This is a genomic window from Agrobacterium vitis, from assembly GCF_014926405.1.
Taxonomy (GTDB): Bacteria; Pseudomonadota; Alphaproteobacteria; order Rhizobiales; family Rhizobiaceae; genus Allorhizobium; species Allorhizobium vitis_H.
In genome coordinates this window covers 395,063-419,033 of the sequence record NZ_JACXXJ020000003.1, presented here as the reverse complement: position 1 = coordinate 419,033, position 23,971 = coordinate 395,063, and the positions used below count along the sequence as shown (strand labels likewise).

Here is a 23,971-nt window from a genome sequence, read left to right as displayed (position 1 = left end):
CTTTGAAACGGCATTGCCCGTCTCCACCCTTGGTCTTTTCCAAGGGTGGAGAAAATCAAACGTTGTTACGCGATAATCTTCAAGAGCAGGCTTCCCGCCGCCAGATAGTCGCCTTCGCTTGAGACGAGACTGACGGTTCCAGCTGTTGTCGCCATGATCTGCGTCTCCATCTTCATCGCCTCCATGACGGCGAGAAGATCACCTGCCGCAACCAGATCTCCATCCTTCACCTTGAAAGACTGAACCGTGCCGGATACCGGGGCGGTGATGGTGCCTTTTTCCGGCGTATTTCCCGCATCACCTGTTACGGCCTGTCCGGCATTGACTGAGAGACTGCCAAAGCCTGCGAGAAGCTGGGCGGGAATGCCGAGGGCATGGCGCTTGCCATCGATTTCCACATGGGTGCGGATCAGCGACGTGTCGGCGGCTGGCTCTGGTCGCATAGCTGCTTCAGGCATGGCGGCGAAATCGGTCTCGATCCAACGGGTATGGACCTTGAAACCATCAGTGCCGATGAAATCGGCGGTTTCCATGGCGGCACGGTGGAAGGGTAGCACGGTTGCCACGCCTTCGATCTGGAATTCCTTCAGGGCGCGTCGTGCCCTTTGCAGGGCCTGCTCGCGGGTGGCACCGGTGACGATCAGCTTCGCCATCAACGAATCGTAGACGCCGGGAATGGTGGAGCCGGTATCCACACCGCTATCGAGCCGCACGCCGGGGCCGGACGGGGCCGCAAACCGTGTGATCGTGCCGGGTGTTGGCAGAAAGCCCCGGCCCGGATCTTCGGCATTGATGCGAAACTCAATGGAATGGCCGCGTGGCACGGGTGTTTGCGTGATCGCCAGGGCCAGGCCTTCTGCAATGCGGAACTGTTCGGTGACGAGATCGATGCCAGTGGTTTCTTCCGTCACCGGATGCTCGACCTGTAGCCGGGTGTTCACTTCCAGAAAGGAAATCGTACCGTCAACGCCCAGCAGGAATTCCACCGTTCCCGCGCCGCTATAGCCCGCCGCCGCGCAGATCGCTTTTGCGGCATCATGGATGGATTGGCGTTGAGCATCGGTAAGGAAGGGAGCCGGGGCCTCTTCTACCAGTTTCTGGTTGCGCCGCTGCAAGGAGCAATCGCGGGTGCCGAGCACCAGCACGGTGCCATGTTTATCGGCAATCACCTGCGCCTCGATATGGCGGGGCCGGTCGAGGAAGCGCTCCAAAAAGCATTCGCCACGGCCAAAGGCGACGGTCGCCTCGCGGACTGCCGATGCGTAAAGCTCCGGAATCTCTTCCATTTTCCAGGCGACTTTCAAGCCACGCCCACCGCCGCCATGGGCAGCTTTGATGGCAACAGGCAGGCCGTGACGCTCAGCAAAGGCAATCACCTCCTCGGCGGTGTCCACCGGCCCATCGCTGCCCGCCACCAGTGGCGCGCCGACGCTGGTGGCAATCCGCCGTGCCTCGACCTTGTCGCCCAGCGCTTCGATGACTTGCGGATCAGGGCCTATCCAGGTCAGACCGGCATCGATGACCGCCCGGGCAAATTCGGCGCGCTCCGACAGGAAGCCGTAGCCGGGATGGACGGCGTCCGCGCCGGATCGTTTGGCAATGTCGATCAGCTTGGCGATATCGAGATAGGTCTCTGACGGCTTGGCACCGGACAGCCCATAGGCCTCATCGGCAAGCTGCACGAACAGCGAATCGATATCCGGATCAGCATAAACCGCGACGGATTGCAGCCCATAATCGCGACAGGCGCGGATGATGCGAACGGCGATTTCGCCCCGGTTGGCGATCAACACTTTCTTCATCGGTGTCTCCTCTTTTATCGTTATGCGTTCGCGGCTGGGGCATCGACAGGGGTGATGTCTGCGAAAGGGGCAATGGGCCGGAAGCGGATGCGGGCGTTGATCGGGATCTGTCCCGCAAGATCCAGATGATATTCGGCAACCGTGCCGATGACAGGATAGCCTCCGGTCAGCGGATGGTCTGCCAAGAACAGCACCGGCTGGCCGCTATGCGGCACCTGAATGGCACCGGTGGCGGTGCCTTCGCTTGGCAGTTCGGCGCTGTCGATCCGCTCCAGCGGCACGTCGCCCGCAAGCCGGATACCGACGCGGCTGGATTGCGGCGTCACCTGCCAAAGCTGGTCCGTCAGCGTCGTCAGACCTTTTTCGGTAAACCAATCGGTGCGCGGTCCAAGCACGACATCCAGCGTAACGATATCGCCTGCACCCGGTAGATCCTGCGGCGGAGATTCGTGCAGCGAAACGGCGGTGAGCCCCTCGCTGCTGCCCTTCAGCGTCAGAACCGTGCCTGCCATCACCAGCTCAGGGCCAACGACGGCCAGCGTATCGGTGGCATAGCTGCCCAGCACCGGCTGGACCGCAAAGCCACCGCGCACGGCAAGATAGCTGCGCATGCCCTGTGGAGGCTGGCCAAGGCTGACGATATCACCGGGTTCGAGCGCAATCGGCTGATAGGTTTCTGCCTGCATGACCCGGCCAGAGGCATCCCGAATATGGACCGGGCAGGGCGCACCGGTCAGCGCGATGACGGCCCGGCTATCGCTTTCAAAAGAAAAGCCACCGAGTGTTATTTCCAGACACGGAAAGCCAGATGGATTGCCCACCACACGATTGGCTGCCTTCAAGGCCCCCTGGTCCAGAGCGCCGGAGGCGGACACGCCCTGGCCGGTCTGGCCAAGACGGCCAAGGTCCTGGAACACCGCAGGCATGGGGGCAGTCAGTACGGTAAAATGCCCCGCGTCATCTACCCCGGAAAGCCCACCAGACGGACTGGCAGGAGCTGCTGTGCTTACAGGAATAACAACGGGATGGACCGCTTTCGCCATATCGGTGAAGCGCACCTGATAGCCGGGCTGAAACAGTGCTGGCGGATCGCGGCTGAGATCCCACATTTTCACCGGTGTGACGCCGATGATTTGCCAACCGCCGGGGCTGGCCTGCGGATAGACCCCGCTGAAGGCACCTGCCAATGCCACAGCGCCAGCGGGAATGCGGGTACGCGGGCTTTTGCGGCGCGGCACATGCAAGGCCGGGTCGCCGCCGACGAGATAGCCGAAGCCCGGCGCAAAGCCACAAAAAGCAACCGTAAACGTGCTTTCTGTATGGCGGCGGATAACCTCTTCCACGGCAAGCCCGGTCAGTTCCGCCACGTCGGCCAGATCTTCGCCGTTATAGTCTACCGGTATTTCGACCAGATGATCGGATGGTGCCAGTTTGGCCGAAAGGTCGCGGGTGCTGACCTCAGCCGCCAGGGCTTCCGCGCAGATCGTCTGCGGGCGAAACCGGATCATTAAGGTCCGGGCGGCGGGCACCATTTCATCGATGCCGGGGATGGGGCTTGCCTGAAGCGAGGCGAACAACGCCAGGGTCTCATCGAGATTGGCAAGCTCGACCAGCATTGTCGTCAGGCTGACGGGGAGAAAGCGCATCGGAACCTCAGGCGTGATAGGCGGAATCGGGAATATCGGTGATGAACATGTGGCCGGGCGCATGGGTGATGGCAAAGGGTACGCCCGATGCCATTACGGCTGCCTGCGGGGTGACGCCACAGGCCCAGAACACCGGCACTTCGCCCGGTGCGATGCGGACGGGATCACCGAATTGCGGCTTGGCAAGATCGACAATGCCGATCTGTTCCGGTGCACCGACATGAACCGGCGCACCATGCACTGCCGGGAACCGACCGGAAATCGTTGCGGCATCGGCAACCCGCGAGGCGGGGATTGGCCGCATCGACACCACCATATTGCCATGTAAACGGCCTGCCGGGCGGCATGGTTGATTGGTCAGATACATCGGCACATTGCTTTTATCAGTCATGTGGCGGATTTCGATGCCCGCTTCCACCATCGGGGTCTCAAAGGTGAAGCTGCATCCGATCAGGAAGCTGACGAGATCGGGATGCTCGGCCCAGGCGGCGGTGGCATCGGGTGTTTCCTCCGCCAGCTTGCCATCGCGCCAGATCCGGTAGAGCGGCAAATCGGTGCGCAGATCGGCACCTTTGGCCAGTTCCGTCAGATGCGAACCGGGATCGGAGACATCAAGGACCGGACAAGCCTTGGGATTGCGCTGCGCATAGAGCAGGAAGTCAAAGGCCCAGTCGCGCGGCAGGACGATCATGTTGGCCTGGGTGAAGCCAGGGGCAATGCCTGAAGTCGGCTCCACGTCTCCACTGCGATAACGGGCGCGTGCAGCACGCGCCGGTTCGACATCCCAATGCGCCAGATGCTTCAAGGCAATCATCGCCTTTCTCCCTATACTTTTACAAACGGCTGGACGGCAATGCCCTCAGCCTCGAAGCGCCTGCGGATTTCCTGGGCAATGGCGACCGCGCCGGGGCTGTCGCCATGCACGCAGATCGATTGCGCCTCGACCTTGATCACGCTGCCATCGATGGCTTCCAGCGTGCCTTGGCGGGCAAGCTGCACCATGCGGCTGGCGATCTTTTCCGCATTATGCAGGACCGCGCCTGCTTCCCGGCGCGAGACGAGTTGGCCTTGCGGCGTATAGGCGCGGTCGGCAAAGGCTTCCGCGACCACGCTTAAGCCGGACGTGCGGGCGAGATCCAGAATAGGTGCGCCTGCCAGTCCCATCAGCACCAGCGAGGCATCGATGGCGTTGATGGCATCGATCACCGCCTTGCCCTGACGGGCATCATTGGCGATCCGGTTATAGAGCGCCCCATGCGGCTTAACATAAGTAACTGAGGTGCCAGCGGCAGCCGCCATGCCTTTCAGGGCACCGATCTGGTAGATCACGTCGGCGATCAGCTCTTCACTGGTCACGTCCATGTCGCGCCGGCCAAAGCCGACGCGGTCAGGATAGGACACATGGGCGCCAATCGATACGCCATTTTCAGCGGCGGCCTTGACGGTTTTCCAGATGCCGGACGGGTCGCCCGCATGAAAGCCGCAGGCGATATTGGCGCTGGAAACCACGGCCAGCATGGCCGCATCGTCGCCCATGCTCCATGCGCCGTAGCTTTCCCCAAGGTCGCTGTTGAGATCGATGGCAGCCATGTGCGTTCCTTCCTTTTTTAAACGGTCCGTGTTTACAGGCCAAGCAGGGCGAAGATTGGCCCGACCGATTTATAGGCCATGTACCATGTCAGCGCGCAGGTAAGGATGCCGAGGATCAAAAGCCAGCGCGGATAGCGATAGCCGCCCATCAGGTCGGAGCGCGCCCAGGCGGCATAGATGAAGATCGACAGGCCGATAGGTAGGATCAACCCGTTCAGGCCACCAACGAAGACCAGCATTTGCGCGGGCGGGGTGGTCATGATGATGTAGAAGAACAGCGAAATGGCGATGAATGCCACGGTGGCGAGATTGCGCGCCCGCTCGCTCATATCCTGTTTGAAGGCGGTCAGGAACGAGACCGATGTATAGGCTGCGCCGATGACGCTGGTGATGGCGGCGGCCCAGAAAATGACGCCGAACAGGCGAAGACCGATATTACCGGCGGCGCTCTGGAAGGCTTGTGCAGCCGGATTGGCGCTTTTGCCGGAAATGTCGATGACCACGCCGCTGGTGACGACACCAAGCACAGCCAAAAACAGCACATAACGCATGACGCCAGTCACGGCGATGCCGGTCAGGGCGGCGCGGTTGACAGCACCGAGATTTTCAATGCCGACGGTGCCCTTGTCCAGCAGGCGATGCGCGCCGGAATAGGTGATGTAACCGCCAACCGTGCCGCCGACAATGGTGGTGATGGTGGCAAAATTGATGGTGTCGGGCAGGATCGTCTGGCGTAGCGCCTCTAACAGTGGCGGGCCGGATACATAGGCGACAAACAGCGTCAGGGCGATCATCAGCACGCCAGCGACGATGATGAAGCGGTCGATTGCCAGCCCGGCGCGCTTTGATAGGAAAATGCCAATGGAGAGCAGGGCGCTGATGGCACCGCCCCATTTCGGGTCAAGGCCCAGCATGGCGTTGAGACCAAGGCCGGTGCCGCCAATATTGCCGATGTTGAAGAACAGCCCGCCGATAATCACCAGAACCGCAAGCAGATAGCCGGAGCCGGGAATGGCGGCATTGGCAATATCTGAGGCGCGCATCCGGGTGAGCGTGACGATCCGCCAGATATTCAACTGGACGACGAAGTCGATGATGATCGAGGCCAGGATGCCGAACGCAAAGGCTGCCCCCATGGTCGCGGTAAAGGTGGCCGTCTGGGTAATGAAGCCCGGCCCGATCGCCGATGTTGCCATCAGGAAAACCGCCGCTGTCAGCGCGGCGCGACGGGTTTTGGGGGATTGTGATCCTGAATTATTTGTCACGGCGATCTTCTGCGGATCGCGCGCTGGGACGTGGTTCTGCGCCATTGGGAGGCTCCATGGTCATCGTCATCCGCCCCTCTGCGGATGATCCATGCAGGCAGTCTGCCACGTTTCACAATTCCGTCAATATTGTTGAACAATTTTATTTTATCGTTCCATCATTCTGTTTATTTCATGGGCGACTTGCCTGCGATATCGGCATGACATGCCAATGGTGTGGGCAAGTCTGCCCCGTTTTCCGCACTGCCTTGCTCTGCCGGGGGGCATCGGCAATAGTCCCGGCGAAGGATGGCCGCCGCTGAACATGTTCGCGGTTGGACAAGAGGGACCTATGGCAGACGAGGATGAAAGCCTTTCGTTGGCGGAGCGACTGGTAACAAAAATCCGCGATCAACTGATCGCCGGGGAGTTGAAGCCGGGCCAGCGGCTGTCGGAGGCAGCACTCAGCACCCGGCTCGACGTGTCGCGCAATTCGCTGCGGGAAGCCTTTCGGCTGCTGACCAAGGATGGCTTGCTGCGCCACGAGGCCAATCGCGGTGTGTTTGTCGCCACTCCCAGCATGGCCTCGATCATCGATATCTACAGGGTGCGACGGCTGGTGGAGTGCAAGGCGCTGGAGCAGGCGTTTTCCGGACATCCTGCCGTCCGGCGGATGCGGTTGGCGGTGGAAACCGCACGGGCCTGTCGCAATAGCCGTGACTGGCTGGGGGTCGGCAGCGCCAATATGCAGTTTCATGCCGCCATCGTCGATCTCGCCGACAGCAGCCGTCTCAGCGACTTCTATACGCGAATCGCTGCGGAACTACGATTGAGCTTCGGCCTGCTGGACGATCCTGAACTGCTGCACGCGCCCTTCGTGGAGCTGAATGGCGAAATCCTCGGCCTGCTGGAAGCCGACAAGGCGAAAGAGGCGGCTGCCGCTCTCGATTCTTATCTGGTCCGCTCGGAGCGCACGGTGTTGGCAGCATTTGCCCGCGCCACGGCGGATGCTGGCTAATCAGAATTCCAGCGCCCGGTTATCGACCACTTCCTTCATCACGAAGAAGGTTCGGGTTTGCCGCACGCCGGGCAGGGCGATCAGCTGGCTGCCATGAATCCGGTTGAAATCGGCCATGTCGCCGACCCGAATTTTCAGGAAATAATCGAAATCACCGGCCACCAGATGGCAATCCAGCACGAATGTCAGCTTGGCGACCGCCGCTTCAAACTCGGCAAAACTGTCCGGTGTTGACCGGTCCAGCACCACGCCGACCATGACCAGCGCCGCCCGGTTGACCTTGGCGGGTGCCACCATGGCCCGCACACCGGTGATATAGCCCTGCGCAAACAGTTTCTGGGTACGCCTATGGCAAGTCGCCGGGCTGATCGAGACCTGTTCGGCCAGTTCGGCATTGGTCAGGCGCCCGTTTTTCTGCAACAGGCGGATCATTTTCAGATCGATGCGATCCAGCGATTCAGTCATGAAAGAATCTTTCATTTGTAGGAATTAAATAGCAGAAAATACATCATAGATTTCAGAAATATTGAAATAGAACACACTTTCTATCGCAACTTAGAAAGGACCTTTCACATCCAAGAGTCTAGCATCCGCGCATTATCAACCTCCATTTTCAAAGAGGATTCCATGCTCGACGCTTTTGAACGTTACCCGCTGACCTTCGGCCCCACACCAATCGAGAAGCTGGAGCGGCTGACTGATCATCTCGGTGGCAAGGTGCAGCTTTACGCCAAGCGGGAGGATTGCAATTCGGGTCTGGCCTTTGGCGGCAACAAGCTGCGCAAGCTGGAATATATCATCCCGGATGCCATTGCCTCCGGTGCTGATACGCTGGTGTCGATTGGCGGCGTCCAGTCCAACCATACCCGCATGGTGGCAGCGGTTGCTGCCAAGATCGGTTTCAAATGCCGTCTCGTACAGGAAGCCTGGGTGCCGCATGAAGACGCGGTTTACGACCGGGTCGGCAATATCATGCTGTCACGCATCATGGGTGCGGATGTGCGGCTGGTCGATGACGGATTCGATATCGGCATCCGCCGCAGCTGGGAGGAGGCAATCGAAGAGGTGAAGGCGGCGGGCGGCAAGCCCTATGCCATTCCGGCAGGCGCCTCCGTGCATAAATATGGTGGGCTGGGCTATGTCGGCTTTGCCGAGGAAGTGCGGGCGCAGGAAGCGGCTTTGGGATTTGCCTTCGATTATATCGTCGTCTGCACCGTCACCGGCTCCAGCCATGCGGGCATGGCGGTTGGCTTTGCCAAGGATGGTCGCGCCGACCATGTTATCGGCATCGATGCCTCCTTCACCCCGGATCAAACCCGCGCCCAGGTGCTGGAGATTGCCCAGCGCACAGCGGATCTGGTCAAGCTTGGCCGTGAGATGCGCCCGGAGGATATCGTCCTGGTCGAGGATTATGCCTATCCGGTTTACGGCGTCCCTTCGGAAGAAACCAAGGATGCCATTCGTCTTGTGGGCCGTCTGGAAGGAATGATCACCGATCCCGTCTATGAGGGGAAATCCATGCAGGGCATGATTGATCTGGTGAAGAAGGGATATTTCCCGGAAGGCTCGAAAGTGCTCTACGCCCATTTGGGCGGCGCACCGGCCCTGAACGGCTATGGGTATGCATTCCGCAACGGCTGAAAACCACCAGGTAAACGACCGGCCCGTAAAGGGCCGGTCCATAGACATTTCAGCCGCGAACGCCAACCTTCTTGGGGGCAAATGCGACGCGGGTTGTGGTGGTCGCTGTGGTCGCAGCCGGCATCCGCTCTACCGGGCGGCGGTTGCTGTTGGCCGAGACGGTCCGCATGCCAACCGGGCGGATCATGGTCTTGGCAGCGGCGGGACGGGCTACCGGAGTAGGGGCTGGTGCGGGCGCAGCCTTGGCCTTCTGGGCCAGCGTGACCCAGCGCATGATCGCTTCGAAAGCATGGCGGCCTTCGCGGCGCGCGGTGACCAGACCGTCTTCGCTGAGCAAACAGGTGGCACCGATTTCTTTCCAGTTCGGACGGCCGCCATGCAAAGGCGGGGTGGCCTGACGGACGATCAGGCCGAGCATATAGCTACGCAAATTCTGATAATCGGATTTGGCAAGCGCTGGCGCAAGCCGCACTTCGCAAAAGGTTTCGATTTTCCGATGAAATACCGGAGCGGAAGGGGTCAATCTTGGCATAATACTCGCAACTCATGAATGGCCCGGCGGTGAGATGCCGGGGTGGCGCTGCTACAGCATAATCGGCCCAACCGCAACCGGTCAGGTTGAAAATTATGCAGTATATTGAATATGTTACAGCGTAACGCAGATGTCGTCACCGACGCATCGCGCTGTAAGACATGGATGTTAAAAAAGTCTTGCATCAGCCTAAGGGAGAGACCGCGAAGCAGCGGTCAATCACCTGCGAACCGATAGGGGAGCGCCGCTTTACGACTGTCCGGGTGTCTTAGTCAACCCAGTGCCTGGCTCGCCAATCCATAAGTTATGGCATGGGGCTCTGAGTGGCCCTTGCCATCGGTGTCGCGTTCCCGTTTTGGCCCGACCGGCCACGGTGCTCGCAGTGACATGGTGGTGACGGTATCGAACAGGGAAAGCCCGGATTCCAGCAGAAATTCCGCAAAGGCACCGGAGCTATGCCGCGTATCCAGCCGCAGGAACCGCCCCTGATGGCGTGCGACATGAGGTCGCGTCACGGCGATGGCATCTTCATCGCTTGCGGCGACCACCGGGCCGATGACATGACCGCGCCCGAAGGGCCGCGACAGCGCGAAAGCGACGATTTTACCGGCGCGCAGCAGTGCCACGCCTTCGGACAGGGGCAGGAGGTTGGCAAGCCAGCGCTGGCGATTTGCACCGAAGGCAATTTCATCCAGCGCAGCGACATCCGGTAAATCCTCTGGTGTTATCGCGCGCAGCTGTGCGCCATCGGCGGGCTTTGCGGTTTCCGGTGGCAGCCTTGCCTCGCCTTGGCACTGAAAGACGGGGGCCTCGACGGCAAAGCCGATGCTGCGATAGAGGCGTCTTGCCGCCCGGGTGGAGTTCAGCCCCAGCCGTGCGAAGGGGATGCTGGCGAGGATATGCTCCATCAGCCAGCGGCCTGTTCCCTGCGTTTGTAGGCGTGGCGAGGTAATCACCATGCCGATGGTGGCGAAATTTTCGTCCATGGGAAACCACATGGCCGAGCCCAGCACCCGGTCAATAGGGTCAATGGCCGCGACGCCTTGGCCATTTGCCAGCAGAAAAGCCCAATCCTCGGTCCTGTGCGGCCAGCCGACAGCGACGGAAATACCATGCAGGCGGTCGATGCCGACGTCGTGAATGTCGGTCAACGTCAGTTCAAAGGATTCCACCTGGATCGACGTTTTCACCGTCACATTGTCTTCCTTGCATTGGGTCGGTTTGCAGAGGAGGCCGCCAATGCTTATCTAAAACCGTCCAAGGCAATAGATTCCACTGAAACCGCATGAATTTCCAGCATGTTTTATCGAAAAACCCACCAAGAGCGACACTTAGCCTGATGAAAGCGCGTTACGTTCACTTCCAACGTTTATTTTTGTCGCGCCAGCATCGTCAATGACGCCCGGTAGGACCGACCCGTTTTAGGATCATCATGGCCTTTCTTTTCAATTCAGATCCGGCGCGTGGCGCGGTCTTCGCGCAGGCCTTCGCGCGCGACATGCCCGATGTGGATTTTCATGTTGCGCCATCGTCGGTCGAGCCTGAGCATATCCGCTATCTGATGACTTGGGCAATGCCGGAGGAGATCGAGCGCTACACCAATCTTGAAGTGCTGTTTTGCATCGGCGCCGGTGTCGATCAATTTGATCCCGCCCGGTTGCCCGATACCGTTAAGCTGGTGCGGATGGTCGAGGATGGCCTTGTGCGGATGATGCAGGAATATATCACCCTTGCCGTGCTTTCCGTTCATCGCAAGCTGCCAGCCTATATTGGTCAGCAACAGCGAGGTGAATGGCAGTCCCTGCCGATATCCCAGGCACTTGGGCAACGGGTGACGGTGCTGGGCCTGGGCCTGCTGGGGCAGGCAGCGCTGGAGCGGTTGAAGCCTTTCGGCTTTCAGCTGTCGGGCTGGAGCCGTTCGCCGCGCGAAATCGATGGCGTCACCTGCCATGCCGGACTAGAGGCCCTGCCGGATCTGCTGGAGCAGACCGATATTCTCGTCTGTCTTTTGCCCCTGACATCAGAGACCCGGCATTTCCTCAATGCAGATGTGTTTGCCCGCCTGTCGCGCGGCGCATCGCTGGTTCACGCCGGGCGTGGAGCGCAACTGGATCAGGCAGCGTTGCTGGCCGCGCTCGAGAGCGGACATCTCGCCAGCGCTTTTCTCGACGTCACTGATCCAGAGCCGCTGCCATCGGACCATCCTTTGTGGCGGCAGGCTAATGTGATCATCACGCCCCATATTGCCAGCGTCACCCAGCCGGAAACCGCAGCCATGGCGGTGATCGATAATATCCGTCGGCATCGCGCTGGTGAAGAGATGATTGGCCTTGTTGATCGCGGCCGCGGATATTAAAGATTTTCCAACTCCAACGGTGCCTGCGGCAGGACTGTGATTTTGTTTCAACGGCGAGACAACCTTTTCGTCTCACTTTATTGAGGACTTCCTATGCATAATCTCAAAGACAAGACCTTGTTGCGCCAGCAGGGCCTGATTGGCGGTGAATGGGTCGATGCGGCCTCCGCCAAGGTGATCGATGTTATCGATCCGGCCACGCAATCGGTGATCGGCACGGTGCCGGATATGGGCGCCGATGATACACGCGCCGCCATCAAGGCTGCCGAAAAGGCCTTCAAGCTCTGGAAGAAAAAGACCCATGCCGAGCGCGCCGGGCTGCTGGAAGCCTGGTACGGCCTGATGATCGAGCATGTCGAGGATCTGGCGCTGATCCTGACGATGGAACAGGGCAAGCCGCTGGATGAAGCGCGCGGCGAAATCCGCTACGGTGCCTCCTTCGTCAAATGGTTTGCGGAAGAGGCTCGCCGCATCGGTGGCCATACCATTCCCTCGCCAACCACCGACCGCCGCATCGTCGTTCTGAAGGAGCCGGTTGGTGTCTGCGGCATCATCACGCCCTGGAATTTCCCCAATGCAATGATCACCCGCAAAGTGGCCCCCGCCTTGGCGGCGGGCTGCACCGTGGTCATCAAGCCCTCGGATTTCACGCCCTATTCGGCGCTGGCGCTGGGTGTTTTGGCCGAGCGTGCTGGTATTCCGGCTGGCGTCATCAATATCGTCACCGGCATGCCGACCGAGATCGGCAATGAAATCATGGCCAATGACGTCGTGCGCAAAATTTCCTTCACTGGCTCGACCCGGGTTGGATCGCTGCTGATGCGCGGCGCCGCCGATACGATCAAGAAGCTCAGCCTGGAGCTGGGCGGCAATGCGCCGTTCATCGTGTTTGACGATGCCGATCTCGATCTGGCGGTCGAAGGTGCGATCCTCTGCAAATTCCGCAATGGCGGCCAGACTTGTGTTTGCGCTAACCGCATCCTGGTTCAATCAGGTGTCTACGATACCTTCGCGGCCAAGCTGACGGCCCGTGTCAATGCCATGAAGGTTGGCCCCGGAACCGAGCAAGGCGTTTCCATCGGGCCGATGATTAACGAGGCGGCGATTGGCAAGATCCGCCAGCATGTCGAGGATGCCGTTTCCAAGGGTGCGAAGATCGTCACTGATGCGCACAGATTGCCGCAGGGTGCGCAGTTTACGGCACCTGTAGTATTGACCGGTGCGACAACCGACATGCTGCTGGCCAGCGAGGAGACTTTTGGCCCGGTCGCGCCGCTGTTCAAGTTCGAAACCGAGGAAGAAGCGCTGGAGATTGCCAATGGCACGCCATTTGGTCTGGCCGCCTATTTCTACACCGAAAGCCTGAAGCGCTCCTGGCGAGTGGCCGAGGCGCTGGAAGCAGGCATGATCGGCCTGAATACCGGGGCGATTTCCACGGAAGTGGCACCGTTTGGCGGCGTCAAGCAATCCGGCCTTGGCCGCGAAGGTGCCCAGATCGGTATCGAGGAATATCTGGAAATGAAAACCTTCCATATCGGCGGTCTGGCCTGATCTTTACCCATTATTCCGGGGCAGGGAAACCTACCCCGGAATATGAAAGGCCCGCCGGAAATAAGCGCGAAACGCCTCCATGGCCGGGCTGAAGTCCGCATTGCGCCGCCAGGCAAGGCCGACATCCATTGATGGTACCGGGTCGGTCAGCGTGACCGTCTCGATCCGTCTGCCCTCCAGTGACCATGGCCGATGCACCATATCGGAGAGAATGGCGACGCCTTGGCCGTTGGCGACCAGCGAGCGCACGGCCTCAACTGAGGATGTCCGCAGCGTCACCTTCGGCTGGTAGGGCGTCGGGCTCCAGTATTTCAGCGTGGTATGCGACGCTTCATCCACCGTCAGCATGATATAGTTTTCCTCTGCTACTTCCTTTAGCCCGACCGAGGGACGGGTCAGCAGCGGATGGCGGGCGGGCAGCCAGAGCCGACGCTGCGAATTCAGCAGCGTTTCGGTGGTGAGTTCCGGGTTGAGAATGTTTGAGGTCAGCAGCACGGCGACGTCATAGCGATTGGCGAGCAGACCTTCCTCGACGCTTTCTCGGTTAAGTTCGAACAGCTGGATATCGACGCCCGGAAATTGCCGTTTCAACCGCTCGATATGCAGCGGCAGAAAATAACCGATCACCGTATAGCTGGCTGCAACGCTGAGCTTTCCCTGCACCTTGCCGGTGACGGGATTGAGCGTGGTGATGTCATCAACCTTCCGCAGAATATCATAGGCCTGGGATAGCAGCAGGCGCCCGGCCTCCGTCAGGTCCATGCCATGCGGCGTACGCTCGAACAGCGGCGCGCCGACAATGGTTTCAAGCTCCTTGATCGCCGTGGTCACCGCCGATTGCGAGATGGCGAGGTTGATGGCGGCTTGCGAAACCTGCCCGGATTCGGCGGTCGCCACGAAATAGCGGATCTGGCGTAGACTGAGCGACATGACGCTAACTCCCATCGTTATTTTTGATAGCATCATCTGAAAATCAGAATGATTAATCTTCTGGTTGTTTCGGCTGAGATATTCGCCTGCATTGTGTGGTCTATAGGGCGAAAAACATTCAAATTTTTCTCTGGGTCCTCCACACTCCTATCATCAGTAAATCAGATAATGGCTTTCTGAAAATACCATTTTTCAAATGATGATTTTCTGCCTAGCTTTTCCTGACGAAAATGATGGCACTTGAGTTTTTTGCATAAAAATAAAGCATAGAGGTTCCCTGTGGCGCTTGAATCTGTCGATATCAATTGTGATCTGGGCGAAGCCTTTGGCCGCTGGCGGGTCGGCGATACCGCCGATCAGGCTTTGATGGCGCTGATCAGTTCCGCTAATATCGCCACCGGCTTTCATGCTGGTGATCCAAACCTGATGGATGAGACCGTGCGGCTGGCGGTGGAACATGGTGTCGGTATTGGGGCTCACCCCGGTTATGACGATCTCCAGGGGTTTGGCCGCCGTAAGATCAATGGCACGCCGCGCGAATTGGTCAATGATATCGTCTACCAGGTCGGAGCGCTGAAGGAATTCGTGCGCCGTCACGGGTCCAGTCTGCAACATGTGAAGCCGCACGGCGCGCTCTATATGGAGATGGCTGTCAATCCCGAACTGGCGCAGCTTTTCGTGCACTATATGCGCATCGCCAGCCCCAATGCCTATGTGCTGTGCATGGCGGGTTCGGCCACCGAAATTGCCGCGCGCGAGGCGGGGCAACCGGTGGCGCGGGAATTCTACGCCGACCGCGATTACGACGAAAGCGGCTCCATCGTCTTTACCCGCGATGCCGGGCGACCCGATCCCGCTGCCATTGCCCGAAAAGTGCTGCGTGCCTGTCTGGAGGGCAAGGTCACGGCGGTAACGGGCAAGGACGTCGAGGTGCCATTCGAGACCATCTGCTTCCATTCCGACACGCTGGGCGCTTTCGATATCGTCCGCCATATGCGCGACGCGCTGGTCGCTGAAGGCATCCGCATTTCGCCTCTTTCAGACATTCTCAAATAATCGGAGACAGCCATGAGCACCCACGAGATCAGATCGCCCCTGCCTGGCACATTCTACCGCAAGCCGTCTCCCGATGCCCCGAGCTTCAAAAATGATGGAGATGCGGTGGCTGAAGGCGATGTTATCGGCCTGATTGAGGTCATGAAGACCTTTCATGAAGTGCATGCGGATGCCTCCGGCACCGGTCTGGTGTTCGTGGCGGAAGACAATGAGCCGATCATGGCCGGTCAGGTGATCGCCGAGGTGCAGGCATGAGTATTTCGTCGCTGATGGTGGCCAACAGGGGGGAGATTGCGGTTCGGATCATCCAGGCGGCCAAGGCGCTCGGCATTCGCACTGTGCAGGTTCATTCCGCCGCAGACCGTGACATGCTGGCGGTGAAACTGGCCGATCAGGCGGTGGAGATTGGCCCGCCATCGGCGGCCAAATCCTACCTGAATATCGAGGCCGTGCTGAAAGCGGCACTGGAAACCGGCGTTGATGCGGTGCATCCGGGCTATGGCTTCCTCTCCGAAAATGCCGCTTTCGCCAAGGCCGTCACCGATGCCGGGTTGATTTTCATCGGTCCGAGCCATGAAGCTATCAGCCTGCTTGGTGACAAGGTCGAGGCCCGTAAGGTGGCGATGCTGGCCGGTGTGCCGACTGTGCCGGGTTCAAATGGCCGGGTGGATGACCTTGAGGCAGGGCGTGTGATTGTCGAGACAATCGGCTTTCCTGTGATGATCAAGGCTGCGGCTGGCGGCGGTGGCCGGGGCATTCGGATTGCCGAGACCATGGAGGGTTTCGAACGGCATTTCCCGCAGGCATCCTCCGAAGCGCTGGCTGCCTTTGGCGATGGCGGGCTTTACATCGAGAAGGTCATTACCCGCGCCCGCCATGTCGAAGTACAGATCCTCGGCGATGGCAATGATGCCATTCATTGCTTCGAGCGGGAATGCTCGCTGCAACGCCGCCGCCAGAAGGTCTGGGAAGAAGGCCCATCGGTGCGCCTGCCTGCTGATGTGCGAAAAGCCCTGTGCGATAGCGCGGTGGCGCTGGCGCGGTCGGTTCACTATCGCGGCGCTGGCACGGTTGAATATCTCTATGACGAGCTGAGCGGTGAATTTTATTTCATCGAGGTCAACACCCGCATCCAGGTCGAGCATCCGGTGACGGAAATGATTACCGGCATCGATCTGGTGCAGGAAATGATCCGCATTGCCGGTGGCGCGCCTTTGTCGCTGCGCCAGGAGGATGTGGTGCTCTCCGGCCACGCTATCGAATGCCGGATCAATGCCGAGGACCCGGCGCGTGGCTTTCTGCCCGGTCCCGGCACGGTCTCAACCCTGCATATTCCCGAGGGCGACGGCATCCGCTTCGATACCATGCTCTATGAAGGCTATCAGGTGCCGCCGTTCTACGATTCCTTGCTCGGCAAGCTGATCGTCTGGGCGGAAACCCGTGAAGCCTGCCTGGAAAAGCTTGGCTCGGCGCTGGAGCATTTCGAAATTGGCGGTCTTGCCACCACCATTCCGCTGCACAAAAAGCTGGTGGCTGATCCCTCGGTGCGGAGCGCCGATGTCCATACCCGGTTTCTGGAGCCATGGCTGGAAACGGCCTTTCCTGCTCCCTCCAAGGCACCCGCTTCAAAGGAGACTGTCTGATGGCAATGCGATATACATTCGGCGGTGATGAGCATCTGTTCGTGGAATGCAGCGAGGCGATGTCGCTGGAAGCCTTCTTCACCTCGCTGTCGATGACCAACGGCATTTCCCAAGCCCGGATCAAGGGCGTCACCGAAATCTGCCCGGCCAATGCCTCCTTCCAGGTCAAGTTCGATCCTGATGTCATTCATCCCGACGATATTTTGAAGGAAGTCCAAGCCATCGAGGTGGCGGCAGCGAAAAGCGATCCGGTGATCGCCACGCGGCTCGTCGAAATCCCGGTCTTCTACAACGATCCCTGGACCCATGAGACGCTGATGCGCTTTCGTGAACGGCATCAGGAGCCTGATGGCACCGATCTCGATTATGCCGCGAAGATCAACAATTACTCTGGGGTCGAGGACTTCATCGCCGCTCATGCCGGTTCGCCCTGGTTTGTCTCCATGGTCGGCTTCGTGTCCGGCCTGCCTTTCATGTACCAGATGGTCGAGCGGCAACGACAAATCGAGGTGCCGAAATATCTGCGGCCCCGCACCGATACGCCGAGGCTGACGGTCGGCCATGGTGGCTGTTTCGGCTGCATCTATTCGGTGCGCGGTGCCGGTGGCTATCAGATGTTCGGTATTACGCCGATGCCGATCTATGATCCGACGCAAACCACCTCTTACCTGCGCGACTTCATGGTGTTCTTCAAGCCGGGCGATATCGTCAAGTTCAAGCCGGTGGATCGCGATGGTTACGATCAGGCGGTGGAAGAGGTGGACAAGGGCATATTCGTGCCGCCAATCCGCGAGGTGCGCTTCGATCTCTCGGAATTCCAGAAAGACATCAGCGGCTATAACGCCAGGCTGGAGGGCCTTCTCCATGGTCATTAAGGTTTTGCATCAAGGGCTTGCCACCACGGTTCAGGATCTGGGCCGTCCCGGCTATTTTCATCTCGGCATTCCCCAGGGCGGGGCCATGGACCGGCTGGCGCTGAAGGCCGCCAATCTGCTCGTCGGCAACGATGAAGGGGCGGCGGGGCTGGAGGCGGTGTTCATCGGGCCGAAGCTGGAATTTGCCGCCGACACCATGGTGGCCGTCACGGGAGCCGAGATGCCGATCCGGCTTGATGGCGAGGAGCAGCCCGGCTGGACCGCCTTCAAGGTGCGGGCAGGTCAGGTGCTGAGTTTCGATTTCCTGAAGGCGGGGGCGCGGATCTATATTGCCGTTGCTGGCGGCATCGATGTGCCGCTGGCGCTCGGATCGCGCTCCACCTACGCCATCGGCGCACTTGGTGGCTTCCAGGGTCGCGCGATTGCTGCTGGAGATGAATTGCCGGTGGGGCAGGCGAAGCCTGTGCCGGAAGGCCGGACCATTCCGCCGGCGCTGCGCCGCCGTCCGGGCGCGCCTGCCGAACTGCGCGTTTTGCCCGGTCTCTACTGGGATCGGCTGACGGAAGAGGCAAAGGGCAATTTCTTTGAGGATGAGTGGAAGGTAGCGCCGGAAGCCGACCGGATGGGCTACCGGTTTCGGGGCGGGCGCAAGCTGGACTTTGTACCCCGCACCCCGCCGTTTGGGGCAGGCTCCGATCCGTCCAATATTGTCGATAGCTGCTATCCCTATGGCTCAATCCAGGTGCCGGGCGGCAGTGAGCCAATCGTCCTGCACCGTGACGCCGTTTCCGGCGGCGGCTATTTCATGGTCGGCACGTTGATCTCAGCGGATATGGACCTGATCGGCCAATTGCAGCCACATACGCCAACCCGGTTCGTCAAGGTGGACATGGAGCAGGCCCTGGCGGCGCGTCGTGAGCGGCAGGCGATGATCCGCGACATCAGCGCCTCTCTGAACGTGTAGGGGCGATATCATGATCGATGCTGCGCCACACTCACTCCTGAACGCGGGTCAGATAGGCCGCCGTGGCGCCTGGATCGGGAATGATCGCGACGATCTTCATTTGGGCGATGGTTCGGTTCAGGGCGGCGTCCAGATGGGTGCCATGCATGGCCGCCGCCGCCGTGGTCGCCCCACGGGCCAGCAACTCGACGATCAGCCTAAATTCAGTAATCGTCGTCAGGTCGCCGGGCAGGCCGAGGCGGGCCAGCAGGCTGGTCGCCGCAGTCACCGGCAGAAGATTGTTGCGGATCAATTCGCGCAGCTTCTCATTGGGCGTGGCGAGAATGCAGATGTCGATGAAGCCTTGCTGCATCTCCATCACATCTCTGAGGCCATCCCCGGCATGATCCCTCTCCAACTGCCGAAGCCGTTCCAGCAGGCAAAGCAGCGCCTCGCTATCGATATGGGGCGCAGCCGTCGTCAGCGCCTGCGGCTCCAGCATGGCACGCAACCCGAAATGATCCTTGATGGTTTGGGCGGTCAAGGGTCCGGCAATCCAGTGGGAGCTTTGGTTCTTGCGCACCAGTCCTCGTTCGCTCAGCCGCGCCAGCACATCGCGCACCACCGTGCGGCTGACGTTGAAATGGCTGGCAAGTTCGGTCTCAATGATCCGGTAGCGACCAAACACCACGCATCCTGCCACATCGCGCTCAACGGTGTCGTAAATCCGCTCCCAGGAGGACCGGTTTTGCAAGGCGTCGTCGGCATGTTTGGCAACGGTCAGGCCGATGCTGCGGATATCGGTCCTCAACGGCTCTATGCCAAACCCTGTCGGGCCGACCAGATAGCCGCGCCCGTGAAACCGATGCACCAGCCCGTCGGCCTCCAGCGCCTGCAAGGCGCGTTGTACCGGTGCGCGGGACGTTTGCAGGATCTCGGCGATATGGCCTTCCAACAGCACAAGCCCTTGAGGCAACAGGCCTTCGGCGATGTTGGAGCGCAGCACGGCCTCGGCAATTTCATAGCGGCGTTGGCCGGTTTGTGTCGTCATGGCGCAGGCTGTTCCCGTTGGTCTGCTATCTCTGTAAGGCGAAAACTGCTTTCGAGACTAGAGGTATAAAAATCAGAATGCGCATGAAGCATCTAATTTTTGGATATCGTGTGCAATAGTCATTTTTAAAAGCGTGTCTGGGTTGGCCAAAGTGTGAGCCTTCCAGATGCTATTGCAGGCGTCCAATTGAAAAAAATCCGAAAAATCGGCAGGCAATGTCGGTTTTTGCAGAGCGTTCTACGCTTTTTTGTTGAGATTTGTAGGGTGTACGCTAGTGGAATCCTTGGTGTTTTACCCTAAAAATCAATTGAATTTAAAAATCATAAAAAAGTATATTGAATACAAAAATCATCCATGCCATGCTTCGTCTGTATCGTGCCAATAGAAGCACGGACAAGCGGAACGAATAGAAAAATGCCCGATTGCCGATTCCTGTGATGCGCCTTTGCTGAAGGGCGCAAGCGCTCTTCCTGTGTTTACCGGGAGGGTGTTCGGGTGCGGCTGGCTGGGCGCAACTGGCGAGAACCGACGTGACATCCGTGCTCGAGCTACACAATCTGGTCAAGACCTATGGGGATACGCGTGCCCTCGATGGGTTGAGCCTTTCGCTGCCCGACAATCATTATATTTCGCTGCTTGGCCCAAGCGGATCGGGAAAGACAACACTGCTCCGGGTGATTGCCGGTTTCGAGCGGTGTGAGGGCGGTTCGATCCGCTTTGCCGGACAATCCATGCAGGACGTGGCGCCGCATCGCCGTGGCATCGGCTTCGTCTTTCAGAATTTCGCGCTGTTTCCGCATCTGAGTGTGCGGGAAAATATCGCCTTTGGCCTTGCCAATCGTGAGGTGGCACCGGTGACCAATGCTGGCGAAGTGGCTGACAGGGTGCGTGACATCATCGCGCTTGTTGGCTTGCAGGGCTTGGAAACCCGCGCTGTCACCCAGATTTCCGGTGGCCAGAAACAGCGTGTTGCCTTGGCCCGCACCCTGGTTACAGAGCCGAAAATGGTGCTGCTGGACGAGCCACTCGGCGCGCTGGACGCCAATCTGCGCGCCCGGATGCGTAACGAGTTGCGCGACATCCGCGAGCGCTGCGGCGTGACCTTCCTGCATGTTACCGGCAGCGAGAGCGAGGCGCTGGCCATGGGCGACATGGTTCTGGTGCTGGACCGCGGGCGGATTGCCCAGACCGGCAGCTCCGACACGATCTATAACCGTCCGGTTTCCGCCGATGTGGCGCGCTTCCTGAATTGCTACAATCTGTTTTCCGGTGCGGTCGATGGCAACAGTTTCGTGGCCCCGGCAGGCCGCCTGCCGCTCGGCGGCTTCAGACAATCGGCTTCTAGCCCCGCCTATGCCATTCGCCATGACCGCATCTCCATCCGTCCTGTTATCGCCGAGCGCGGCACTGATGAGGTGGCAATCGAAGCGAGCTTTCTGGCCGAGGAATATACCGGCTCGGCGGTCTATTCGTTCTTCTCGGCGGATGATGGCTCTGTCTTCGAAGTGGAAACCCATTTGAGCAAGGACGCCCGCCCGATCCTCGAACCGCAGACCCGCTACGCGCTGGTCTGGAACAAGGAGCACGCCCTTGTCTATGCATAATCAATCCCTTAGCGACACTGTCGTCGCAACAGCGGAACCTGCCGCCAAGCCGTCGCGCATCTCCTTCTGGCTGGTGCTGCCGGGTGTTGTCTGGATGCTGTTGTTCCTGGTGCTGCCGATGTTGATGATGGTCTATGTGTCCTTCTGGACGCAAACCACCTTCACCATCAAGCCGGTGTTGACGCTGCAAAGCTGGATCACCTTCTTTTCCAGCGATACCTATCTCGGCGCGCTCTGGACCACGGTCAGGATCTGGCTGCTGGTGCTGGTTGCGACCTTGGCTGTCGGCTATCCGGCGGCGCTGTTTGTTGGGTTGTTCGTTAAAAACAAGACGCTGCAAACCGTGCTTCTGGTGCTGTGCGTCATTCCATTCTGGACCTCCTTCCTGATCCGCGTCCTCGCCTGGCGGCCAATGCTTGGCAAGGAAGGGGCGATCAACATGATCCTGATGAAGCTTGGCATCGTCAGCCATCCCATCGAAGTCCTGCTGTTTTCGGAACTGTCCGTGATCATTGGCATGACGCAGATCTATTGCGTGTTCATGGTCGGCCCCATCGCCTTCATGCTGGGGCGGATCGAGCCGGCAATCATCGAGGCGGCGCAGGATCTCGGGGCCGGTTTCTGGCGGATTTTCCGCACCATCATCCTGCCGATGTCGATGCCGGGCGTGGTGGTTGGGGCGATTTTTGTCTCGGTCATGGTTCTCGGCGAATTCGCCACCTCGGCGGCGCTGTCGGGCCGCAAGGTCAATCTGCTCGGCAATATCATCGTTACCCAAGTCGGGTCGCTGAAATGGGCCTTTGCGGCGGTGGCGGGCGTTATCCTCACCCTGCTGATGGGGCTCGTCGTTGCGGCGCTGCTGCGGGTCGTTGATCTCAGGAAGGAGTTGTAGGATGAATTCCGGTGCGGTCAAACTGGGACTTGGCGTTTATACCACGCTGTTTCTGGTGTTTCTCTACGGGCCTTTGGTGGTCCTCGCCATCCTGTCGTTCCAGACGGGACCGGAAGGCGGCCCGCAATTTCCGATCATCGAATGGTCGGTTTATTGGTACAAGCATCTGTTCGGCCTGACGCCGCCGTCGCGCATTGCGCCACTGCCGATCAACGATGCCTTGGTACGGTCCATGGGCTTGGCAGTGATGACAATGATCGTCTCCACCGTGCTGGGGGTTATTTCGGCGCAGGCTTTTCGCAGCCGGTTCAAAGGCTCCGGTCTGGTCTTCTACCTGATCGTGCTGGGCATGATGGTGCCGGGCGTGCTGGTCGGGCTTGGCATGGCGCTGGTTGCCAATACACTTGGCATCGACCGGCACTGGTGGGGTACGGCCTTCGTGCTGCATGTCGTCTATACTTTCCCCTTCGCCTTCCTGGTGATGCTGGCGATTTTCAATCGCTTCGACCCAAGCGTCGAAGAGGCGGCCTGGTCGCTTGGCGTCAGCCCGATGCGGACGTTTCGCAAGATCACCTTTCCGTTGATCTTTCCGGGCGTGCTGTCGGCCATGCTGTTTGCCTTCACGCTGTCCTATGACGAGTTTTCCCGCACGCTGTTTGCCTCTGGCCGCGATCTCACCCTGCCGCTGGCGATCTACGGGACGTTTTCGGTGGAGGTGCATCCGAATGTCTTTGCCTTCGGCGTGCTGACCACGCTGTTTTCCTTCGCGCTGCTTGGCACTTACGCCGTGCTGATGGGGCTTTCGGTGCGACGTGCCCGGCGCATCGCCGTGCAGGAGGACGCATGATGGAAAAGTCCGCTTTCCCCTCCGCCATTGTCACCGGTGCCGGTTCCGGCATTGGTCGCGCCATTGCACTCCGGCTGGCAAAAGACGGGTATGGCGTGTTGGTCAACGATCTTGCCCTGGAAAGAGCGAAAGCCGTCGCCGAAGAGATCACGGCGTCGGGTGGCAAGGCCTCGGCCTATGCTGGTGACGTTTCCCACGAGACGGAAGCGGCGGCGATCTGCGCTGCCGCCGTCGTCGCCCATGGGCCGGTGGCGCTGCTGGTCAACAATGCCGGGATCGCCCATCAATCCCTGTTCGAACATCTTGAGGTCGCTGATTTTGACCGGATGTTTGCGGTGCATGTGCGCGGCAATTTCCTGATGACCCGCGCCGTGTTGCCACCGATGCTGGAGCGGGGAGACGGCGTCATCATCAATATCGCATCGCAACTCGGCCAGATCGGCGGCGTCGAACTGGTGCATTATTCCGGTGCCAAGGCGGCCATTATCGGCATGACCAAGGCCTTGGCCCGCGAAGTCTCGGCCCGTGGCGTGCGTGTCAATGCGGTTGCTCCCGGCCCAATCAATACGCCGCTGGTCATGGGCCTTTCGGAAGACTGGCGGAATGCCAAACGAGCCCAACTGCCGCTTGGCCGGTTCGGTGAACCGGAGGAAGTGGCCGCCGCCGTCTCCTTCCTTGCCTCCCCGGATGCTGCCCTGTTCGTCGGCCAGACACTGGGACCGAATTCCGGCGATGTGATGCTTTGAACCG

General features: G+C 59.7%; 23 protein-coding genes. 13 read left to right on the top strand and 10 right to left on the bottom strand.

Annotated elements, in window-relative coordinates; translation table 11 throughout:
* Positions 1-65 precede the first annotated feature (65 nt).
* Genes IEI95_RS03505 through IEI95_RS03485 form a run of 5 tightly spaced genes read right to left on the bottom strand, consistent with a single transcriptional unit; the run spans position 66 to position 6,234 of the window.
* Positions 66-1,802, bottom strand: coding sequence for an acetyl/propionyl/methylcrotonyl-CoA carboxylase subunit alpha (locus IEI95_RS03505; RefSeq protein WP_156532331.1), 1,737 nt, complete (start codon positions 1,800-1,802; stop codon positions 66-68).
* Positions 1,803-1,822: 20 nt separating this feature from the next.
* On the bottom strand, positions 1,823-3,448 hold the full coding sequence (locus IEI95_RS03500; RefSeq protein WP_156532332.1) for a 5-oxoprolinase/urea amidolyase family protein: 1,626 nt from the start codon (positions 3,446-3,448) through the stop codon (positions 1,823-1,825).
* A 7-nt stretch (positions 3,449-3,455) separates the two neighbouring features.
* On the bottom strand, positions 3,456-4,262 hold the full coding sequence (locus tag IEI95_RS03495; protein WP_156532333.1) for a putative hydro-lyase: 807 nt from the start codon (positions 4,260-4,262) through the stop codon (positions 3,456-3,458).
* Positions 4,263-4,273: 11 nt separating this feature from the next.
* On the bottom strand, positions 4,274-5,038 hold the full coding sequence (locus tag IEI95_RS03490) for a LamB/YcsF family protein (RefSeq protein ID WP_156532334.1): 765 nt from the start codon (positions 5,036-5,038) through the stop codon (positions 4,274-4,276).
* A gap of 32 nt (positions 5,039-5,070) precedes the next feature.
* Complete coding sequence (locus IEI95_RS03485) at positions 5,071-6,234, bottom strand: NRAMP family divalent metal transporter (protein ID WP_234616628.1); 1,164 nt, start codon at positions 6,232-6,234, stop codon at positions 5,071-5,073.
* A gap of 400 nt (positions 6,235-6,634) precedes the next feature.
* Here IEI95_RS03485 and IEI95_RS03480 point away from each other — a divergent pair, with 400 nt between their 5' ends.
* Positions 6,635-7,300, top strand: a complete 666-nt coding sequence (locus IEI95_RS03480; protein ID WP_012654144.1) for a GntR family transcriptional regulator — start codon at positions 6,635-6,637, stop codon at positions 7,298-7,300.
* Here IEI95_RS03480 and IEI95_RS03475 read toward each other — a convergent pair whose 3' ends face one another.
* Complete coding sequence (locus tag IEI95_RS03475) at positions 7,301-7,765, bottom strand: Lrp/AsnC family transcriptional regulator (RefSeq protein ID WP_087730344.1); 465 nt, start codon at positions 7,763-7,765, stop codon at positions 7,301-7,303.
* 162 nt (positions 7,766-7,927) lie between these two features.
* Here IEI95_RS03475 and IEI95_RS03470 point away from each other — a divergent pair, with 162 nt between their 5' ends.
* Positions 7,928-8,941: a 1-aminocyclopropane-1-carboxylate deaminase gene (locus IEI95_RS03470; RefSeq protein ID WP_156532336.1), complete on the top strand. Its 1,014-nt coding sequence runs from the start codon at positions 7,928-7,930 to the stop codon at positions 8,939-8,941.
* Positions 8,942-8,990: 49 nt separating this feature from the next.
* Here the strand turns inward: IEI95_RS03470 and IEI95_RS03465 are convergent, their stop codons facing one another.
* Together IEI95_RS03465 and IEI95_RS03460 are read right to left on the bottom strand one after the other, a co-directional pair.
* The gene (locus IEI95_RS03465; RefSeq protein ID WP_156532337.1) at positions 8,991-9,473 is read right to left on the bottom strand and encodes a hypothetical protein; all 483 of its coding nucleotides are present in this window, start codon (positions 9,471-9,473) and stop codon (positions 8,991-8,993) included.
* 272 nt (positions 9,474-9,745) lie between these two features.
* A complete protein-coding gene (locus tag IEI95_RS03460) occupies positions 9,746-10,669 on the bottom strand; it encodes a GNAT family N-acetyltransferase (RefSeq protein WP_194415925.1) in 924 nt (307 codons plus the stop codon).
* Between the two features lie 236 nt (positions 10,670-10,905).
* On the opposite strand from IEI95_RS03460, the gene IEI95_RS03455 reads away from it, so the two are divergent.
* Both IEI95_RS03455 and IEI95_RS03450 read left to right on the top strand, forming a co-directional pair.
* Positions 10,906-11,829, top strand: coding sequence for a 2-hydroxyacid dehydrogenase (locus IEI95_RS03455; protein ID WP_156532338.1), 924 nt, complete (start codon positions 10,906-10,908; stop codon positions 11,827-11,829).
* A 93-nt stretch (positions 11,830-11,922) separates the two neighbouring features.
* On the top strand, positions 11,923-13,380 hold the full coding sequence (locus tag IEI95_RS03450; protein ID WP_156532339.1) for an NAD-dependent succinate-semialdehyde dehydrogenase: 1,458 nt from the start codon (positions 11,923-11,925) through the stop codon (positions 13,378-13,380).
* A 30-nt stretch (positions 13,381-13,410) separates the two neighbouring features.
* Here IEI95_RS03450 and IEI95_RS03445 read toward each other — a convergent pair whose 3' ends face one another.
* Entirely contained in the window at positions 13,411-14,310 is a 900-nt protein-coding gene (locus tag IEI95_RS03445; protein ID WP_156532340.1) for a LysR family transcriptional regulator, read from the bottom strand.
* A 279-nt stretch (positions 14,311-14,589) separates the two neighbouring features.
* Between IEI95_RS03445 and pxpA the strand changes: the two genes are divergently transcribed.
* From pxpA to IEI95_RS03420, 5 genes are read left to right on the top strand one after another with little or no spacing between them, the layout of a single operon-like run.
* On the top strand, positions 14,590-15,366 hold the full coding sequence (gene pxpA, locus IEI95_RS03440; protein WP_194415923.1) for a 5-oxoprolinase subunit PxpA: 777 nt from the start codon (positions 14,590-14,592) through the stop codon (positions 15,364-15,366).
* A 12-nt stretch (positions 15,367-15,378) separates the two neighbouring features.
* A complete protein-coding gene (locus tag IEI95_RS03435) occupies positions 15,379-15,621 on the top strand; it encodes an acetyl-CoA carboxylase (protein ID WP_156532341.1) in 243 nt (80 codons plus the stop codon).
* The gene (locus IEI95_RS03430; protein ID WP_156532342.1) at positions 15,618-17,009 is read left to right on the top strand and encodes an acetyl-CoA carboxylase biotin carboxylase subunit; all 1,392 of its coding nucleotides are present in this window, start codon (positions 15,618-15,620) and stop codon (positions 17,007-17,009) included. The genes IEI95_RS03435 and IEI95_RS03430 overlap by 4 nt, the downstream gene beginning before the upstream one ends.
* Positions 17,009-17,884, top strand: coding sequence for a 5-oxoprolinase subunit B family protein (locus IEI95_RS03425; RefSeq protein WP_156532343.1), 876 nt, complete (start codon positions 17,009-17,011; stop codon positions 17,882-17,884). Before IEI95_RS03430 ends, IEI95_RS03425 begins: the two co-directional genes overlap by 1 nt.
* Positions 17,874-18,848, top strand: coding sequence for a 5-oxoprolinase subunit C family protein (locus IEI95_RS03420; RefSeq protein ID WP_194415921.1), 975 nt, complete (start codon positions 17,874-17,876; stop codon positions 18,846-18,848). Before IEI95_RS03425 ends, IEI95_RS03420 begins: the two co-directional genes overlap by 11 nt.
* 31 nt (positions 18,849-18,879) lie before the next feature.
* Here the strand turns inward: IEI95_RS03420 and IEI95_RS03415 are convergent, their stop codons facing one another.
* The gene (locus tag IEI95_RS03415; RefSeq protein WP_012654157.1) at positions 18,880-19,878 is read right to left on the bottom strand and encodes a GntR family transcriptional regulator; all 999 of its coding nucleotides are present in this window, start codon (positions 19,876-19,878) and stop codon (positions 18,880-18,882) included.
* Positions 19,879-20,408: 530 nt separating this feature from the next.
* On the opposite strand from IEI95_RS03415, the gene IEI95_RS03410 reads away from it, so the two are divergent.
* From IEI95_RS03410 to IEI95_RS03395, 4 genes are read left to right on the top strand one after another with little or no spacing between them, the layout of a single operon-like run.
* Positions 20,409-21,482 (top strand): ABC transporter ATP-binding protein, encoded by a 1,074-nt coding sequence (locus IEI95_RS03410; RefSeq protein WP_194415919.1) that lies wholly within the window; start codon positions 20,409-20,411, stop codon positions 21,480-21,482.
* Positions 21,475-22,374 (top strand): ABC transporter permease, encoded by a 900-nt coding sequence (locus tag IEI95_RS03405; protein WP_194416254.1) that lies wholly within the window; start codon positions 21,475-21,477, stop codon positions 22,372-22,374. Before IEI95_RS03410 ends, IEI95_RS03405 begins: the two co-directional genes overlap by 8 nt.
* 1 nt (position 22,375) lies before the next feature.
* Entirely contained in the window at positions 22,376-23,221 is an 846-nt protein-coding gene (locus IEI95_RS03400; protein WP_087730288.1) for an ABC transporter permease, read from the top strand.
* Positions 23,218-23,967 carry a glucose 1-dehydrogenase gene (locus IEI95_RS03395; protein ID WP_194415918.1) on the top strand — a complete coding sequence of 250 codons (750 nt, stop codon included), beginning with the start codon at positions 23,218-23,220 and terminating at the stop codon, positions 23,965-23,967. The genes IEI95_RS03400 and IEI95_RS03395 overlap by 4 nt, the downstream gene beginning before the upstream one ends.
* Positions 23,968-23,971: the final 4 nt, after the last annotated feature.